The organism is Mycolicibacterium monacense (genome assembly GCF_010731575.1).
Taxonomy (GTDB): domain Bacteria; phylum Actinomycetota; class Actinomycetes; order Mycobacteriales; family Mycobacteriaceae; genus Mycobacterium; species Mycobacterium monacense.
In genome coordinates, this window is record NZ_AP022617.1 from 1,218,107 (window position 1) to 1,233,421 (window position 15,315).

A 15,315-nucleotide genomic window follows, 5' to 3' on the forward strand; every position below is an offset into this window, starting at 1 on the left:
ACCGTGGTCAGTCGCCGGAACCGTTTTCGCCGCTGGACGTCTCGGCGGTCTTGGCGGCGGATTCTTGCTCAGCGCTCTCGCCCTCGGCCTGATCGGCGTCGGGCTGATCGGCGTCGGACGGGTCGTCCACGGACGGGTCGTCCGCAACCTCCTGCGACTCCTCGTCTTCGGAGTCCGAAGCCGGCTCCTCGACGTCCTCGGCTGCGGACCCGGAGTCTCCCGGCGCCTGCACCTCCGCCGCCGGGTCGGTCTCGGTCTCGGTCTCGTCGATCTTCTCGGTCGCGATCTGCTCGACGCTCGCCTGCGGGGCAGGATCCGCGAGCGGACCGTCGGTGGTGTCGGTGACGATCTCGTCGAACTCGCTCGAGGCCGCCACTGTCACGGCGGGCGCCGACTCCGAAGCGAGGCGCGGCAGCGGGGGAGTCGGTAACGGCGGCAATGGGATCGGGAACCATCCGAGGCTCAGGACGTAGTCGATCTCGTCGACGATCCCGTTGCCCACGCCGTTGGCGGCGGTGCTGACGATCGCGTTGATGCCCTCGAGCCACACGGCGGGGTTGAGCGCGTCGTTCACCACCGGATCGAGGAAGTCGTAGACGAAGCTGTCGACCGTGGGCAGGACGAGATCCGGATACCAGATGTAGATCTGGTCGGAGATCAGGTATCCCAACGGAACCCAGTTGAGCAACCAGGGGCCGAGATCCAGCGCCACGTAGTTGGCCCAGTACCTCGCCACCGAGTAGACGTCGTCGATGACGGTGGAGGCCGTGTCGAGCACAGCCGGATCGTCGAACGCCGCCGCGGCGACCCTCACGGGAGGTTCGTCCGCGCCGATCGGCGCCTGCGCGAGTTGGCCGACCAGTGCGAGCGCCGATCTCAGCTCGTCCGCCGAGGGTGGTTCGACCGGCGGCGCGAGCGTTGCGACGCCGGCGGTGTTGACCACCGGCCGGACGACCTCGACCGTCGTCGGGAGCAGCGGGGTGCTGACCACCAGCGCACCGCCGGTCAACGCGACGACGCCGGCAGTGAACACCGCGCGTACCGAACCGTTCATCCGAATCGCACCCCATCTGTCGACCGACCACATCCTCGCGGCGTGGACCAACGCGGTCCTTACCTTTTCACAGAAATGTCGCCGGCTGGAGGCGAGTGACTCGTTCGCGTTGCGGACCCTCGCGTCACCGGGTCGGGCGCAGCACCACGATGCCCGGGATGGTGCGCAGGTAGTCGCCCAACGGCTCGTCGACCACCTTGTTGTTCGCCCGCAGCGACGAGGCGTTCCGCACGACCGGTCCGTCGGGTCCGTCGACGAAGATCCCGACGTGCGTGACGTCGAGGCCGCCGTCCTCCGCGTACGCCCCGATGTAGTCACCGGTGCGCAGACCGGCCACGACGGCGTCGTCGATCTCGGCACTCGGGAGGTAGGAGACCTGACGGGGGACCACCGGCAGCCCGGGCAGATGCACCCCGCCACCGTCCTTCTGGTTGAGGCGCTTGGCCACCGTGACCGACTTCGCGCCGAGATCCGCGGTCACATCCGTCGCGATCGCCGGTGTCGCGGTCGACCAGTCCGTGAAGAAATGCTTCCGGTTCCGGAATCCGACGACACCGCCTTTGTATCGCACCTCGATGAGGCGGTCGATGAACTCCTCACGGTCGTCGGCGCGTTTGAGCGCCTCCACGTAGTCGGCGTAGGTGAAACAGTCCACCGCCTCGACGTTGACGATGAGTTCCTCGGGTCGGGTCGGCGAACCTACGAGTGTGTTCGCGCCGTAGGGCACCCCGAGGAATCTTCCCGACACCGCCTCGGCCAGGGACGGAACCCGTTCGTGCAGAGCGCCGTTGCGGACCCGCAGCAGATCCCCGAGGATCTGTTCGCTGCGGGGCGAGACGCGGACGACCGGCGGTTCGAGGGGGTGTGCGGCCAGATAATCGGTGACCGGAACCGGTGCGGTCGCGGAGTACCCGACGGGCAGCGCCACGTCTCCGGCGGTCGAGTTGTAGTAGACGTCCCAGCGGTGGAATCCGGCGAACGCCGCCGGATCGCGGGCCATCACCGCCGCATAGTCGCTCACCGCCCGCACGTACTCGTTCGAGTTGTTGTACCGCCACAGCGCGGCATCGGGGTTGCGGGTGAAACCGTTGGCGGCGAGGTAGCGGCCCGCGGCCATGATGCTGTCGTGGGGTGAGGTGATGTCGCCACCGCCCCCGTAGGCCGCGAACGTCGCGGGCATGAACTGCATCGGCCCCTGGGCGCCTGCCGTACTCACCCCGGCGATGCGCCCGAACGCCGTCTCCACCAGGTTGATCGCCGCCAGGTAGTTCCAGCCGACGCCGAAGGTCGCCTCGGCCTTGCGGTAGTAGCCCATCAACTCCTCGGCGGGCCGCGGCTCGATGATCCGCCAGGCCGGCAGGGTCGGTTTGGCGTCGCCCTTGCTCAGCGACGACAACTGGCGCCGGGCGCTGACGTTGCGGTCGTAGATCTCAAGCAGCGGCGCCGGCACCCGCGGTCGCACGACCGGGTCCCACTCGGGGTGATGTCCCAGTGCGCGGTAGGCCAGCTGCTGGCGCCGCGCGGCCGCCCGCCGCACCTCCTCCGGAGACGACGGATCGCGCAGCGCCTGCTCGTCGGCGACGAGGTCGTCGACGATCCTCGCGGGGTCGGCCGCCAGGCGCAGTCTCGGTGGTTCGGCTGCGGCCCTCGGTGTGGCCGACGGCGCAGTCACCGCCTGGGGCGGCGACGGTGCGGCTGCCGGCTCGCTCGACGCCGAACAGCCGCCGGCGGCCACCGCGGCGACGACGAGTAGTGACGGCGCCGCCCTCCTCAACAGGGCGGCGAGGATCTGGTCGTTACTCACTGCTGTTCAACTCCCGCGCTTGCGTACACCCGACGGTCGCACATCCGGACCCTGGCGCGACGCCCGCCCCGCCGATGACCGTCGCGGCTTTCGCGCAATAGGGCCAATGCCTCCACATCCGCTCCCGGTTGAGAGCACGATGGGCCCGTGAACGCCGGGGTGATCGACGCTGCGGGGTTGCAGCAGATGCTTGCCGCGTTGATCGAACGCGGCTACCGCGTGGTGGGCCCGACCGTCTCGGACAACGCGATCGTGCTCGCCGAACTGACCTCGGCCGACGATCTGCCCCGCGGCTGGGGTGTCGACGTCGCTCCCGGTAGCTACCGTCTGCGCCGCCGCGACGACGATGCGCTGTTCGGCCATTCCGCCGGGCCGCAGTCCTGGAAGCAATTCCTCCACCAGCCCAGGCAGCGGCTCTGGTCCTCGGACGGCGCCCCGTCCGACGAGCCCCCGAGGTACGCCTTCATCGGGGTGCGCGCATGCGACCTGTCGGCGATCCGCGTCCTCGACGGTGTGCTGGGCGGGGGCGCCCATCCGGACCGGGGCTTCACCGGGCGCCTGGAGCGGCTCTTCGTCGTCGCCGTGAACTGCACCGAACCCGGCGGGCTGTGCTTCTGCGCGTCGATGGGGACCGGCCCTGCGGTCGGTCCCGGCTACGACCTCGCCCTGACCGAACGCATCGACGGGCAGGGCAGGCGGTACGTCGTCGACGTGGGCAGCGACGACGGCGCCGACGTGCTGGCCGCCGTGGCGCACCGCGACGCCGAGCCGGCCGAGGTCGACTCGGCACGTGCTGATGTCCGCGAGGCCGCGAACCACATGGGCCGCCAGATGCCGGAACTCGACCTGCGCCGACTGCTGATCGACTCCCGGGAGTCGCCGCAGTGGGAGGAGGTCGCCGGCAGGTGTCTGACGTGCGGGAACTGCACCATGGTGTGTCCCACCTGCTTCTGCACGAGCGTCGAGGACGTCACCGACCTCAGCGGTGAGCACGCCGAGCGCTGGATGCACTGGGCGTCGTGCTTCGAGTTCGACTTCACGTTCGTGCACGAAGGAAGCACCAGGCAGACGGCGTCGTCGCGGTACCGGCACTGGCTGACCCACAAGCTGGGCTCCTGGCACGACCAGTTCGGCAGCAGCGGATGCGTGGGCTGCGGGCGCTGTATCGCGTGGTGCCCGACGGGCATCGACATCACCGAGGAAATGAACCGAATGGCCGACGGGGCGGACGCCGCCGATGACTGAGGCCGCCACCGTGTCGGCGCCGATCTCGGCGATGACCCCGGTGCCGTACCGGGTACGCAGCCGGACCACCGAATCCCGTGACTCGGCCACCCTGTGTCTCGAACCGCTCGGCGCCCCGCTTCCCGCGCCGAAACCCGGTGAGTTCCTGATGCTGTACGCCTTCGGGGTCGGCGAGATCGCGATCTCGGTCAGCGGGGCGCCGACGGCCACCGACGACGCCATCACCCACACCATCCGCGCGGTCGGCGCCGTGAGCCGGGCCCTGCACGACGCGCAGCCCGGGACCGTCATCGGGATGCGGGGGCCGTTCGGCACCAACTGGGGTCTCGACGACGCCGAGGGCCGCGATCTCGTCATCGTCGCCGGCGGGGTCGGCCTCGCACCGCTTCGGCCGGTGGTGCTCGGCGCGCTGGCCGACCGGGACCGCTACGGCAGGGTGGCGCTCATCGCCGGCGCCCGCTCACGTGAGGAGTTCCTGTTCTCCGACGAACTCCGGCGATGGGCCGACAGCGGCGCCATCGACGTCCACCTGACCGTCGACGTTCCGGTCCAGGGCTGGCCCGGTGAGGTCGGCTTCGTCACCGAACCGCTGCGCCGCCTGCCCGTCCGGCCCGGCCGCACCACCGCATTCCTGTGCGGCCCCGAGCCGATGATGCGCAACGGCGCACAGGAGCTGCTTCGAAAAGGACTCGCGCACAGTGAGATCCGTGTCTCGCTCGAACGGAACATGCAGTGCGGGATCGCCTGGTGCGGGCACTGCCAGCTCGGCCCGCTACTGCTGTGCCGCGACGGACCCGTGGTGGGTTACGACGTCGCCGAGCCACTGCTGCAGGTCGAGGAGCTGTAGATGAGCCCACCCACGCTGGGGGTCTGGAAGTTCGCCTCGTGCGACGGCTGTCAGCTGACCCTGCTCGACTGTGAGGACGAACTGCTCACCCTCGCCGGCCAGGTCCAGATCGCCACCTTCCTGGAGGCGTCGAGCGCGATCCTGGGTGGTCCCTACGACGTGTCGCTGGTCGAGGGTTCGATCACCACCGCGGCGGATGAACGGCGCATCAAGGAGATTCGCGAGCAGTCGAGGGTGCTGGTGACCATCGGCGCTTGTGCGACCGCCGGCGGAGTCCAGGCCCTGCGCAACTTCGCCGACGTCGACGAGTTCGCCTCGGTCGTCTACGCCCGGCCCGACTACATCGACACGTTGGCGACCTCCACCCCGGCGGCGGCCCACGTCGAGGTCGACTATCAGCTGCAGGGCTGCCCGATCGACCGTGGCCAGTTGCTCGAGACCCTGGCCGCGCTGCTGGTGGGGCGCAAACCGCGGCTGCCGGCCAAGACGGTGTGCACCGAATGCAAACTCCGCGGGGTGACGTGCGTGATGGTCGCCGAGGGCGTGCCCTGCCTCGGGCCGGTGACGCACGCCGGTTGCGGTGCACTGTGTCCGACGTATCACCGCGGGTGCTACGGGTGTTTCGGTCCCGCGGCGACGCCGAACACCGCCGCGCTCATCCCGGTGCTGCGCCGTGACGGGATGTCGGGCGGTGACGTCGACCGGGTGTTCTCGACGTTCAACGTCGCGAAGTTCGCCGAGCACCGGGACGATACGTGAATCCCGAGATCCGCACCCTGACCGTCGGCGCGCTGACCCGTGTGGAAGGTGAAGGGGCGCTGCACGTCACGTTGACCGACGGCGTGGTGGAAAGCGTCGAACTGAACATCTACGAGCCGCCGCGGTTCTTCGAGGCGTTCCTGCGGGGACGGGCCTACACCGAACCGCCCGACATCACCGCGCGGGTCTGCGGCATCTGCCCGGTGGCCTATCAGGTCAGTGCCTGCAACGCGATCGAGGATGCGTGCGGCGTGACGCTCGATCCCGAACTGATCGAGCTGCGGCGGCTGCTGTACTGCGGGGAGTGGATCCACAGTCACGCCCTGCACATCTATCTGCTGCACGCACCGGACTTCCTGGGATACCCGGACGCCATCAGCTTCGCCAAGGACCACCGGGAGTTCCTCGAACGCGGGCTGGCCCTGAAGAAGGCCGGGAACCGGCTGATGGAGCAGATCGGCGGGCGGGCCATCCACCCGATCAACGTCCGATTGGGAGGCTTCTACTCGGTTCCGCGCCGCGACGAGCTCGGACCGCTGGCCGAGGAACTGCGCCGCGCGCTGGACGACGCCCTGTTCACGCTGCGGTCGGTGGCCGAATTCGACTTCCCCGACGTGGAATTCGACCACGAGTTCCTCGCGCTGACGCAACCGGACCGGTACGCGATCGAGGACGGCGCGATCGTGCGCAGCGCTGGGCCCGCATTCCCGGTGGCCGACTTCAGCGAGCACGTCAGGGAGATGCAGGTGCCGCACTCCACGGCGCTGCACGCGACGCTCGACGGGGAGCGCTATCTGACCGGGCCGCTCGCGCGGTACTCGCTGAGCTCGGCCGCCCTCTCACCGACCGCCCGGCAGGCTGCCGCACAGGCGGGGCTGGGTGCGCAGTGCCGAAACCCGTTCCGCAGCATCGTCGTCCGTGCTGTGGAGGTCGTGTACGCGATCGAGGAGGCGCTGCGGATCATCGAGGACTACGAGCGGCCCGCCCGGCCGTTCGTCGACGTGCCGGCCCGCGCCGGCGTCGGCCACGGCGTCAGCGAGGCGCCGCGCGGGCTGCTGTACCACCGCTACGAGATCGGCGACGACGGTCTGGTCAGCGCGGCGACGATGGTGCCACCGACCGCGCAGAACCAGGCCGCCATCGAATACGAGATGGGCCGGCTGGTGGCCGGCAACCTCACGCTCGACGATGCGGAGTTGACGTCATTGTGCGAGCGGTCGATCCGCAACCACGACCCGTGCATCTCGTGTTCGGCGCACTTCCTGACGCTCACCGTCGAGCGCGGATGAGCGACATCGTCGTGATCGGCGTCGGCAACAGCTGTCGCCGGGACGACGGTGTGGGCCCGGCCGTCGCTTCGGCCGTCGATGCCCGCGGGACTCCCGGCGTCCGGGTGCTCAGCGTCGCCGACGACCCGTGCGCGATCCTCGACGCGTGGGCCGGGGCCCGGCTGGCCGTGGTGATCGATGCCGCGGTCGCGACACCGTCGACACCGGGCCGGATCCACCGTTGCGCCGCCGATCAACTGCCGGCGTCGTCGACCGTGACGTCGCATGCCGTCGACCTCGCCACGGTGCTCGAGTTGGGTCGAGCGCTGGACCGGATGCCCGGGGATCTCCTGGTGTTCGCCGTCGAAGCCGCCGACACCGGGGTGGGACTGGGCTTGTCCGCCGCGGTGGCCGCGGCCGTGCCGGAGGTGGTCGACGCCGTGCTGGCCGAGATCGAGCACATGCCGTCAGGCCGCCAACAAGGGTCCAAATGCCCTGGCCGCGGGTCGCCGCGGTGAACCACGATCACATCGGGAGGTGACGCTGGTGAGCACTCATTGGCTGGTGATGGACCACTCGAGGGACGGTGACGGCGCGCCGTACCGCACAAGGTTGGCCGCGGCCGGCCGGCATCTGCCCGCGACCCGTCTGACGACCGACGAGTTGATGTCGACGACGCGGCACAACACCCACATCGACCTCGAACGCCTCACCGGGATCCACGAGCGCCGGGTGTCGGTCGGGGACGAGGACTCCTACAGCCTGGCCACCACGGCGGCGCGCGACTGCCTGGACAGGGCTGAGACGCCGGCCTCCGAGATCGACGTCGTCATCAGCTGCAGCATCACGAAGTTCCACGGCGGTCTGACCCAGTGGATGGAACCGACGATGAGCAGCGCGGTCGCGCATGCCATCGGTGCACAGCGGGCGATGACGTTCGACCTGTCCAATGCGTGCGCCGGGATGCTCACGGGCGTCACGGTTCTGAACAACTGGATACGCCAGGGCGTGGTGCGGCGGGGCCTGGTGGTCAGCGGCGAATACATCTCCCAGCTGGGCCACAATGCCGCCCGCCACATCCGCACCATCATGAGCAAGGAACTGGCCTGTCTGACCCTGGGCGACGCCGGCGCTGCATTGCTGCTCGAACGCGCCGGCGCCGACTCGGGCGCGATCAGCCTGGCCGGCTTCACCACGATCGCCGACCACAGCCGGCTGTGCCTGGCCTACCCGAAGGGCCGCGATCCGGGGGCGCGGATGTTCACCGACTCCCGGGCGATCCAGCGGGCGGCGATCGCCGACACGCCGGTGCTGCTGCACGAGGTCCTGGACGCGGCCGGGATCGCGATCCACGACATCGACCACGTGATCACGCATCAGACCTCGGCGCGGGCCATCCGCAAGGGGATGGCCGAGATGTCCGCGGTCTTCGGCGACAGCCCCCGCCACGACGCGGTGATCACCGTCGACCGCTACGGGAACACGGCGTCGACGACACATACGGTGGCCCTCGTCGAAGAGTTGGAGGCAGGCCACATCGAGCCCGGCGAGACGATCGCGCTCATCGCGCTGGCGTCGGGGCTCGAGATCGGGGTCGTACTCATCGAGGTGGACGAGGATCTGGTGAATCGCTATGGGCACCATCATTGATCGGGTCGAGCTGACGCGCGGCGGCTGGCGCACCCGGCACAGTGCCCTGCACCTCGCGGTCGCGGCCGCCAGATCGTGTCTCGACGCCGCGCAGCGGGATCCCGACGACCTCGATCTGCTCGTCAACGCCGGGATCTACCGGGACCGGAATCTGGGGGAGCCCGCGCTCGCGGCACTGATCCAGGAGGACATCGGCGCCAACCCCGAGGATCCGCACGGCGGCCCGTTCGACGATGCCCACGGCACGTTCTCGTTCGACATCGCCAACGGCAGCTGCGGCATCCTGACCGGGCTGCAGATCGTCGACGGATTCCTCCGGTCGCGCGCGGTCACCCACGCACTCATCACCGCCAGCGAAGCCGATCCCGGGCGTGGTATGAGCCGGGACTTCCCGTTCACGCCGGTGGGGGCCGCGCTGCTGTGCGACTGGACCGACGACGACTCCGGGCTCGGGCGGGTGAGCTGGGTCAACGATCCCGATGGCGGGGCGAACTTCCGCGCCACGGTGGGGTCGGCGGACGCCCGAAACGTGTTGCGCTTCGAGGAATCTCCCGATTTCGATGACCGGCTCGCGCAGGCCGCGGTGCACGCCGTTCACAGCTGCCTCGACGATGCGGGGCTGACGTTGTCCGACATCGACGTCGTGGTCGCCGCGCCAGGCCGCCACCGCTACGGTGTCGCGCTCGCCGAGCGGCTCGACCTGCGCGCCGGCCGGCTCGTGGTCGCCGAGGACGAGAACGCCCACACCGCATCGCTCGCCTCGGCCCTGCAGCCGGCGTTGGCCGCCCTCCCGCCGGAGGGCCTGATCCTGATCGTCGCCGCGGGGGCCGGGATCACCGCGGGCGCCGCGCTGTATCGGGCACCCGCGCGGCCGGGCGCGGGCGGCCGGATCCGTTAGCCGACAATCTCTTCGGGCTCCGGCGTCGCTTCGAAGAGCCGTTCCACGTCGGCTCGTGCGCACACCTCGGTCCCCGGCGTCAACAACATGGCAGCTCCGGTGGCGACCCCGAACTGCACGGACTTGGTCGGCGACCACCCGCGAGTCAGGCCGACGGCGATCGCCGCCACCATCGCGTCCCCCGCGCCGACACCACTGACGGCCTCCACGGGCACCGGCGGGAAATGGTGACCGCCCTGCGAGGTGGCCAGCAGCGCGCCCTCCGAACCCAGGGACACCACGATGATCTCGGCGACGCCGGCGGCGATGAGTTCCTGTGCGGCGGTCAACTGATCGGACCGGTCGAGCAGATCGCGGCCGACCCGCTCCCGTAGTTCGCGCACACTGGCTTTGAGCAGGAAGACCCCCGAGTGGACGCTCTGGAGGGCGTCGCCCGAGGTGTCGAGGATCAGCCGTGCGCCGACGTCGCGGCAGATGTCGGCGACCCGCTGGTAGAAGTCCGAGGGAACGCCCGGCGGCAGGCTGCCACTTGCCACCACGAACTGCGCCGCGCGGGCCTCGAAACGCAGTTCCTCCAGACACTTCGCCTGTTCCTGTGCGGTCAGACAGGGGCCGGGAAGGACGAACCGGTACTGCTGGCCGCTGCTGTCGTCGTTGACGGTGAAGCTCTCGCGCGTCGGATCTCCGATCGCGATACGACGGAACGGAACATCGGCCTTACCGAGCAGTTCGGTGACCAGGTCGCCGGTCGGCCCGCCCACGGGGAACACCGCCGACACCGACTCGCCGAGGACGTGAGCGGTGCGGGCCACGTTGATGCCACCGCCTCCAGGGTCGTAACGGGCTCCCACACAACGGATCTTGCTGGTCGGCCGGACCTGCGGCGCGCTCGTGGTGATGTCGAGCGCCGGGTTCATCGTCAGCGTGACGATGGCCGGTCCGTGTCCTGTGCGTTCGCCGGACCGTCTCATCGGCCCTGACCCCTCGATGCGTCGCGCACCACGAGCACCGGGGTGTCCGCGGACTGCGCCACCGCCGAGCTCACCGAACCCAGCCAGGTGCTTGCGAAGCCGCCGCGGCCGCGGACGCCGACCACCACCAGCTGCGCGTGCTCGGACTCGCGGATCAGCCATCGGGCCGGTTGGTCGCAGACGAGGCGACGGTGGACGCGCACGTCGGGATATTGTTCCTGCCAGCCGGCGAGCCGTTCGCCGAGGACCTCTTCGCCCTGGCTCTCGTATTCGCGCCAGGCCGGACCCACTATCGGGAACACCGCCACATCGCTCCACGCGTGCAGGGCCACCAGGTCGACTCCGCGGCGTGCCGCCTCGTCGAACGCCATCGCGGTGGCGGCCTCCGAGGCGGGTGACCCGTCGATGCCGAGCAGGACGGGCGCATCGGCGTCCGGGGACCCGCCGCGGGTGGGGCGGATGACGGCCACCGGGCAGTGGGCGTGGTGTACCAGCCCGGTACTGACCGAGCCGAGCAGCAGCCGGCCGAGCGCACCGGTTCCGCGGTTGCCGACGACGATCATCTGTTTGTCGGCGGATTCGCGCACCAGCGTCGGCACCACGCTCGCGCCGAGGACTTCGGTGTGGATGTCGGGGTGATGGGATTCGGGTGCGCAGGCCTGCGCGGTCTTGAGTGCCTGCTCGAGGACGTGCCGGGCGTTGTCCTGCTGCCACTCGTTGATCTCGGCGAGGATGGGCCCGATCGGTGAGCTCGTCGCCACAGCCGCGACCACGTGCGCCAACGTCAGTGGCGCACGGCGCATCACCGCCTCCTGGGTCGCCCAGCGGATGGCGGCGTCGGACTCCGCCGAGCCGTCGACACCCACCAGGATGCCGCTACCGTTCGCGTTCATGTCACTCCTCCGGCCGAGGGCGGTTCGATCGTCGAATCTGCATGACGTCGCTGAGGGGAAGCCGCGGTGTCGGCGCCCGATCCTCCTCGATCGTCGGGGCCGTGCCCACCCGGATCAGCACCTGGGGAACACCGCGGTCCCCGATCAGGTTCTCGATCGTGGCGCGGCTTTCCGGCAACTCGGTGACATGGGTCAGCGCGCATGTCCCCAGCCCGGCCGCGGTGCACGCCAGCAGGACGGTCGACAGCGTCTCGCCGCACCGCAGTGCGTCGGCGCGGGTGTCACCCGGTGTGGTCAGGACGAGGATCTTCGCCTCGTCGGTGCGCACCTCGGGGCAGCGATTCCCGTGCCCCGAAACCGGGAAGGCGCGACCGATGTCCACTCGTCCCTGCTCCTCCTCGGACACCAGAGCGCTCGGTGGCACGCCCCGGTACGGCCGGGAAGGTTCTGTCCACCAACGTAATTCGTCATGGTAGTAGATGTCGTGGCGGCGATGTGACTCGGTCAGCCGGGATGCCTCGGCCAGTATCGGCCGCGACTGATCGTCCAGCACCACCAGTGCCGCCATCCCGGGTTCGATGCTGCGCCGCAACGTCGGTTCGAACTCCTGCCAACGCTCGGGTGCGCGCAACGGCAGCCGGTCGGTGCGGCGTCGCACGATGGCCTCGGCGCGGTCGCGTTGGTCCGCCGTCACGCTGCGCGCGGGCGCGAAGGTGACCGAAGCCAGGTGGTCGCGCTCACCGGGATCGGGGAAACGGTCGACGTCGGTGCTCCAGCCGCAGGCGGCCATCGCGGTCCGGAAGTGGTCGAGGGCCGCACCGCAGCTGATGATGGCCTCACGGCCGGATCTGTCGGTGGAGCGCACCACCCGTCGGTGGTCGGCGAACAGATCGACCACGGTCTCACCGACGATCCACCGCCACGGCTGGCTGTTGTGCAGTGACGGCGCTCTGCACGCCAGCCGGATCGCCTTGACGAGGACGTCGGTGTCCGCGCGGCCCTGACTCATGGATTCGGGCTCCCCTAGTGAGGTCGTCGGTTCTCGGCGTCGGTGCTGATCTCCACGAGACGGTCCATCGCGTGTTCGATACCGCGGGCGAGGTCGTCGACGTCGGGTGCGGTGTCGAAGTCACCGGTGATCCCGAAGACCAACCGGTCGGCGTAGGTCACGATCGCGATACCGGTGCGCAGGCCGAGCGCGATCGGCGGGATCGGGAACATGCGCACGACCTTGCGCCCCATGATCTGCATGTGGTGCCGGGGACCGGGCACGTTCGTCGCGACGGTGACGACGCTGCGTTGCGGGAGCCGGGTCATCGCGCGAACCGCCCACGCGGTCAACGGGAACGGGATGATGTTCGTCGCGGAGATGACGGCGTGTCCGGCCTGCCGCTGCCCGCTGTTCTTGGCCTGGGTCAAGCGCGCGTGGACGGTCATCAGCTGTTCTTCGGGATCGGCTTTGTCGACCGGGAGGTACGGGAGCATCAGCGACACCCTGTTGTCGACCTTGCCGACGGCGTTGTTCGCGCGGACCGACACCGGTACCAGCGTGCGCAGCGAATTGCCCTGGGGTTTCTCGCCCCGGCGGATCAACATGGCGCGGAAGGCGTCGGTGATCGCGGCGAGCACCACGTCGTTGAGGGTCACCCCGAAGGCGGAACAGACGCGCTGCGCGTCGTCGAGCGACACCTCGGCACCCGCGAAACGCCGCATCGTGCTCACCGATCCGACCAGCGATGTGGGGCTCGGCCGCAGGAGGCCGCCTATGATCTCGGCGGCCCCGCCCACCCCGCGTGCGGCGGCCCCGACCAGACCCGTCGAGGTCCGCCACAGGGTGCCGACCCATTGCCGCGGATCGGGACTCAGTTGCGGTAACCGGAACCTGCGCTGCGCTGTGCTGCCGGCCGCCCGGATCTCCGTGGCGTACGTATCGCCCTCGCCGCTGTCACTCAGCCCGGCCAGCATGTGCATCGTCGCGATCCCGTCGGCGATGCAGTGGTGCAGTTTCATGATCATGGCCCACCGGTCGTCCGGCAGCCCCTCGACGATCCAGCATTCCCACAGTGGCCGTTCGCGGTCGAGTCGGCGTTCCATCACGTCGGCGGTCAGCCGGAACAGCGCCGCGTCGTCGCCCGGATGCGGCAGCGCGGTCCGGTGCACGTGATGGGAGATGTCGAAGTTCTCCGCGTCGGCCCACTCCGGTGCCTCGAGGTCCAGTGGATGCGTGCGAAGCACCTGCCGGAACCGCGGCACGGCGAGCACCCGGTCCGCGAGGCCCGATACGAACGCGTCGTCGTCGGGAACCGGACCGTCGAGTACGGACACCGAACCGATGGCGAGGCTGACGTGGGGGTCGGAGTCCTCGGCCTCGAGGAAGCTCGCGTCGAGGGTGCTCAGGTGGTCCATGTCACCACTGTCCGCTCCCTGTGGGCCGCGCAACAGGGTCTGAAGTCCCGAACCGATCGTCCGAACGAATCGACGTCCTGATCGGATAAGAGACCAACGGCCCTGGTCCGGTGCTCCCCGGCAGCCCTAACGTGTCCTTCGAGATGACTGAATTCATGCGTAACAGCGACGCGTTCACCTGGGCGATGGAGACCGATCCCGGACTGCGTTCCACCGTGGTCACGGTGATCGTGCTCGAGCGATCCCCGGATTGGGATGAGCTGCGCGCGCGTTTCGACCTGGTCTCGCGCAAGGTGCCGATGTTGAGGCAGCGGGTCGTCCCGTCGTCACCGCCGACGCCGCCGCGATGGGAGTACGTCGCGGACTTCGACCTCGACTTCCACATGCGCAGAGTGACCGCGCCCGCCCCGGGCGGCTTCGACACCGTCTTGGAGATGGCCAGGGTCGCGGCGATGGAGGATTTCGACCGTGCGCGTCCGCTCTGGGAGGCGACGCTGGTCGACGGGCTCGACGACGGCGGGGCGGCCGTGGTCCTGAAATTCCACCACGCCCTGACCGACGGGGTGGGAGGGGTCCAGATCGGGATGATCCTGTTCGATCTGTCCGAGATCCCCGAGAAACACGGTCCGGTCGCGGAGGTCCCGGAGGTGACCCCGCCGCCGTGGCTGAGCGGTTACCGCGAGACGGCGAAGTACGACGCCCGGCTGATCACCGACGCGGTGATCGGCACGGCGAGAAGCGCCCCGAGGCTGATCCGCGACGGCATCCGTCGGCCGGTGTCGACGGTGTCGTCGGCGGCCCAGATCGCCGCGTCGGTCGTCCGGACCGTCCGCCCGGTGAACCGGACGGGTTCGCCGATCATCAGGAAGCGCAGCCTGATTCGACGCCTCGGCGTGACAGAGGTTCCGTTCCGGGAACTCCGGGACGCTGCCCACCGCTGCGACTGCGCGCTGAACGACGCATTCGTGGCCGGCGTGGCCGGCGGCCTCCGCCGCTACCACGAACACCACGGCGCCGACGTCGGCGACCTGCACCTGACGATGCCGATCAGCCTGCGCGAGGAGGGCGACGAGCTGGGGGGTAACCGGATCACCCTGATGCGGTTCGACGTCCCCGTCGGGATCGCCGACCCCGCCGAACGGATCCGTCGGATCCACGAGAGAACCAGCGCGGTTCGCCACGAGAAGTCGCTGCCCTACACCCAGTGGATCGCCGGCGCCCTGAACATGATGCCGCGGTGGTACATCGGCTCGATCCTGCGCAACGTCGATTTCCTGTGCAGCGACGTGCCGGGCGTACCGGTGCCGGTGTTCCTCGGCGGCGCCCGGGTGGTGACGCAGTACGCCTTCGGCCCGACAATCGGCGCGGCGGTCAACGTCACTCTGCTGACCTACGTGGACATCTGCACGATCGGTATCGACGTCGACACCGGGGCGATCCCCGACTTCGACGTGTTCCGCCAGTGCCTCGTCGACGGATTCGACGAGGTGCTGGCGCTCGCCTCGCCGAGCGCCTGAGGC

Annotated in this window: 14 protein-coding genes and 1 pseudogene; 8 read left to right on the top strand and 7 right to left on the bottom strand. The window is 69.6% G+C overall.

Features of this window, described 5'->3' with window-relative positions; genetic code table 11:
* Positions 1-7 precede the first annotated feature (7 nt).
* The 3 genes and pseudogenes from G6N49_RS05835 to G6N49_RS29830 all read right to left on the bottom strand — a co-directional run.
* Positions 8-1,054 (bottom strand): ICP22 family protein, encoded by a 1,047-nt coding sequence (locus G6N49_RS05835; RefSeq protein WP_011856078.1) that lies wholly within the window; start codon positions 1,052-1,054, stop codon positions 8-10.
* A 124-nt stretch (positions 1,055-1,178) separates the two neighbouring features.
* A complete protein-coding gene (locus tag G6N49_RS29825; protein ID WP_406540080.1) occupies positions 1,179-2,054 on the bottom strand; it encodes a DUF1460 domain-containing protein in 876 nt (291 codons plus the stop codon).
* 45 nt (positions 2,055-2,099) lie between these two features.
* A pseudogene (locus tag G6N49_RS29830) lies at positions 2,100-2,369 on the bottom strand (lytic transglycosylase domain-containing protein); the annotation flags it as partial.
* Positions 2,370-3,044: 675 nt separating this feature from the next.
* On the opposite strand from G6N49_RS29830, the gene G6N49_RS05845 reads away from it, so the two are divergent.
* Genes G6N49_RS05845 through G6N49_RS05875 form a run of 7 tightly spaced genes read left to right on the top strand, consistent with a single transcriptional unit; the run spans position 3,045 to position 9,525 of the window.
* Positions 3,045-4,103: a 4Fe-4S dicluster domain-containing protein gene (locus tag G6N49_RS05845; protein ID WP_011560802.1), complete on the top strand. Its 1,059-nt coding sequence runs from the start codon at positions 3,045-3,047 to the stop codon at positions 4,101-4,103.
* Positions 4,096-4,950: an FAD/NAD(P)-binding protein gene (locus tag G6N49_RS05850; RefSeq protein ID WP_011560801.1), complete on the top strand. Its 855-nt coding sequence runs from the start codon at positions 4,096-4,098 to the stop codon at positions 4,948-4,950. The genes G6N49_RS05845 and G6N49_RS05850 overlap by 8 nt, the downstream gene beginning before the upstream one ends.
* The gene (locus G6N49_RS05855; RefSeq protein WP_011560800.1) at positions 4,951-5,709 is read left to right on the top strand and encodes an NADH-quinone oxidoreductase subunit B family protein; all 759 of its coding nucleotides are present in this window, start codon (positions 4,951-4,953) and stop codon (positions 5,707-5,709) included. It abuts the gene before it with no gap.
* Entirely contained in the window at positions 5,706-6,998 is a 1,293-nt protein-coding gene (locus G6N49_RS05860) for a Ni/Fe hydrogenase subunit alpha (protein ID WP_011856076.1), read from the top strand. The genes G6N49_RS05855 and G6N49_RS05860 overlap by 4 nt, the downstream gene beginning before the upstream one ends.
* Positions 6,995-7,495, top strand: coding sequence for a hydrogenase maturation protease (locus G6N49_RS05865; protein WP_011856075.1), 501 nt, complete (start codon positions 6,995-6,997; stop codon positions 7,493-7,495). Before G6N49_RS05860 ends, G6N49_RS05865 begins: the two co-directional genes overlap by 4 nt.
* A gap of 28 nt (positions 7,496-7,523) precedes the next feature.
* A complete protein-coding gene (locus tag G6N49_RS05870; protein ID WP_407665037.1) occupies positions 7,524-8,627 on the top strand; it encodes a 3-oxoacyl-ACP synthase III family protein in 1,104 nt (367 codons plus the stop codon).
* Positions 8,611-9,525 (top strand): 3-oxoacyl-[acyl-carrier-protein] synthase III C-terminal domain-containing protein, encoded by a 915-nt coding sequence (locus tag G6N49_RS05875; RefSeq protein ID WP_083045356.1) that lies wholly within the window; start codon positions 8,611-8,613, stop codon positions 9,523-9,525. The genes G6N49_RS05870 and G6N49_RS05875 overlap by 17 nt, the downstream gene beginning before the upstream one ends.
* On the opposite strand, the gene G6N49_RS05880 is transcribed toward G6N49_RS05875, so the two are convergent.
* The 4 genes from G6N49_RS05880 to G6N49_RS05895 are packed head-to-tail and all read right to left on the bottom strand — an operon-like array spanning position 9,522 to position 13,795.
* Complete coding sequence (locus tag G6N49_RS05880; protein WP_011560795.1) at positions 9,522-10,496, bottom strand: 1-phosphofructokinase family hexose kinase; 975 nt, start codon at positions 10,494-10,496, stop codon at positions 9,522-9,524. The genes G6N49_RS05875 and G6N49_RS05880 overlap by 4 nt on opposite strands.
* The gene (locus G6N49_RS05885) at positions 10,493-11,389 is read right to left on the bottom strand and encodes a universal stress protein (protein ID WP_011560794.1); all 897 of its coding nucleotides are present in this window, start codon (positions 11,387-11,389) and stop codon (positions 10,493-10,495) included. Before G6N49_RS05885 ends, G6N49_RS05880 begins: the two co-directional genes overlap by 4 nt.
* A gap of 1 nt (position 11,390) precedes the next feature.
* A complete protein-coding gene (locus G6N49_RS05890) occupies positions 11,391-12,398 on the bottom strand; it encodes an Acg family FMN-binding oxidoreductase (RefSeq protein ID WP_011856073.1) in 1,008 nt (335 codons plus the stop codon).
* Between the two features lie 14 nt (positions 12,399-12,412).
* Positions 12,413-13,795 (bottom strand): WS/DGAT/MGAT family O-acyltransferase, encoded by a 1,383-nt coding sequence (locus G6N49_RS05895; protein WP_041925088.1) that lies wholly within the window; start codon positions 13,793-13,795, stop codon positions 12,413-12,415.
* Between the two features lie 143 nt (positions 13,796-13,938).
* Between G6N49_RS05895 and G6N49_RS05900 the strand changes: the two genes are divergently transcribed.
* Positions 13,939-15,312, top strand: coding sequence for a wax ester/triacylglycerol synthase domain-containing protein (locus G6N49_RS05900; protein WP_179967732.1), 1,374 nt, complete (start codon positions 13,939-13,941; stop codon positions 15,310-15,312).
* The last annotated feature ends 3 nt before the right edge of the window (positions 15,313-15,315 follow it).

What these genes read in the sequence shown, in the direction of transcription:
- G6N49_RS05835 (WP_011856078.1), bottom strand. Translation starts at nt 1,054, where the DNA reads ATGAACGGTTCGGTACGCGCGGTGTTCACTGCCGGCGTCGTCGCGTTG.
- G6N49_RS29825 (WP_406540080.1), bottom strand. Translation starts at nt 2,054, where the DNA reads ATGGCCCGCGATCCGGCGGCGTTCGCCGGATTCCACCGCTGGGACGTC.
- G6N49_RS05845 (WP_011560802.1), top strand. Translation starts at nt 3,045, where the DNA reads ATGCTTGCCGCGTTGATCGAACGCGGCTACCGCGTGGTGGGCCCGACC.
- G6N49_RS05850 (WP_011560801.1), top strand. Translation starts at nt 4,096, where the DNA reads ATGACTGAGGCCGCCACCGTGTCGGCGCCGATCTCGGCGATGACCCCG.
- G6N49_RS05855 (WP_011560800.1), top strand. Translation starts at nt 4,951, where the DNA reads ATGAGCCCACCCACGCTGGGGGTCTGGAAGTTCGCCTCGTGCGACGGC.
- G6N49_RS05865 (WP_011856075.1), top strand. Translation starts at nt 6,995, where the DNA reads ATGAGCGACATCGTCGTGATCGGCGTCGGCAACAGCTGTCGCCGGGAC.
- G6N49_RS05875 (WP_083045356.1), top strand. Translation starts at nt 8,611, where the DNA reads ATGGGCACCATCATTGATCGGGTCGAGCTGACGCGCGGCGGCTGGCGC.
- G6N49_RS05880 (WP_011560795.1), bottom strand. Translation starts at nt 10,496, where the DNA reads ATGAGACGGTCCGGCGAACGCACAGGACACGGACCGGCCATCGTCACG.
- G6N49_RS05885 (WP_011560794.1), bottom strand. Translation starts at nt 11,389, where the DNA reads ATGAACGCGAACGGTAGCGGCATCCTGGTGGGTGTCGACGGCTCGGCG.
- G6N49_RS05890 (WP_011856073.1), bottom strand. Translation starts at nt 12,398, where the DNA reads ATGAGTCAGGGCCGCGCGGACACCGACGTCCTCGTCAAGGCGATCCGG.
- G6N49_RS05895 (WP_041925088.1), bottom strand. Translation starts at nt 13,795, where the DNA reads ATGGACCACCTGAGCACCCTCGACGCGAGCTTCCTCGAGGCCGAGGAC.
- G6N49_RS05900 (WP_179967732.1), top strand. Translation starts at nt 13,939, where the DNA reads ATGACTGAATTCATGCGTAACAGCGACGCGTTCACCTGGGCGATGGAG.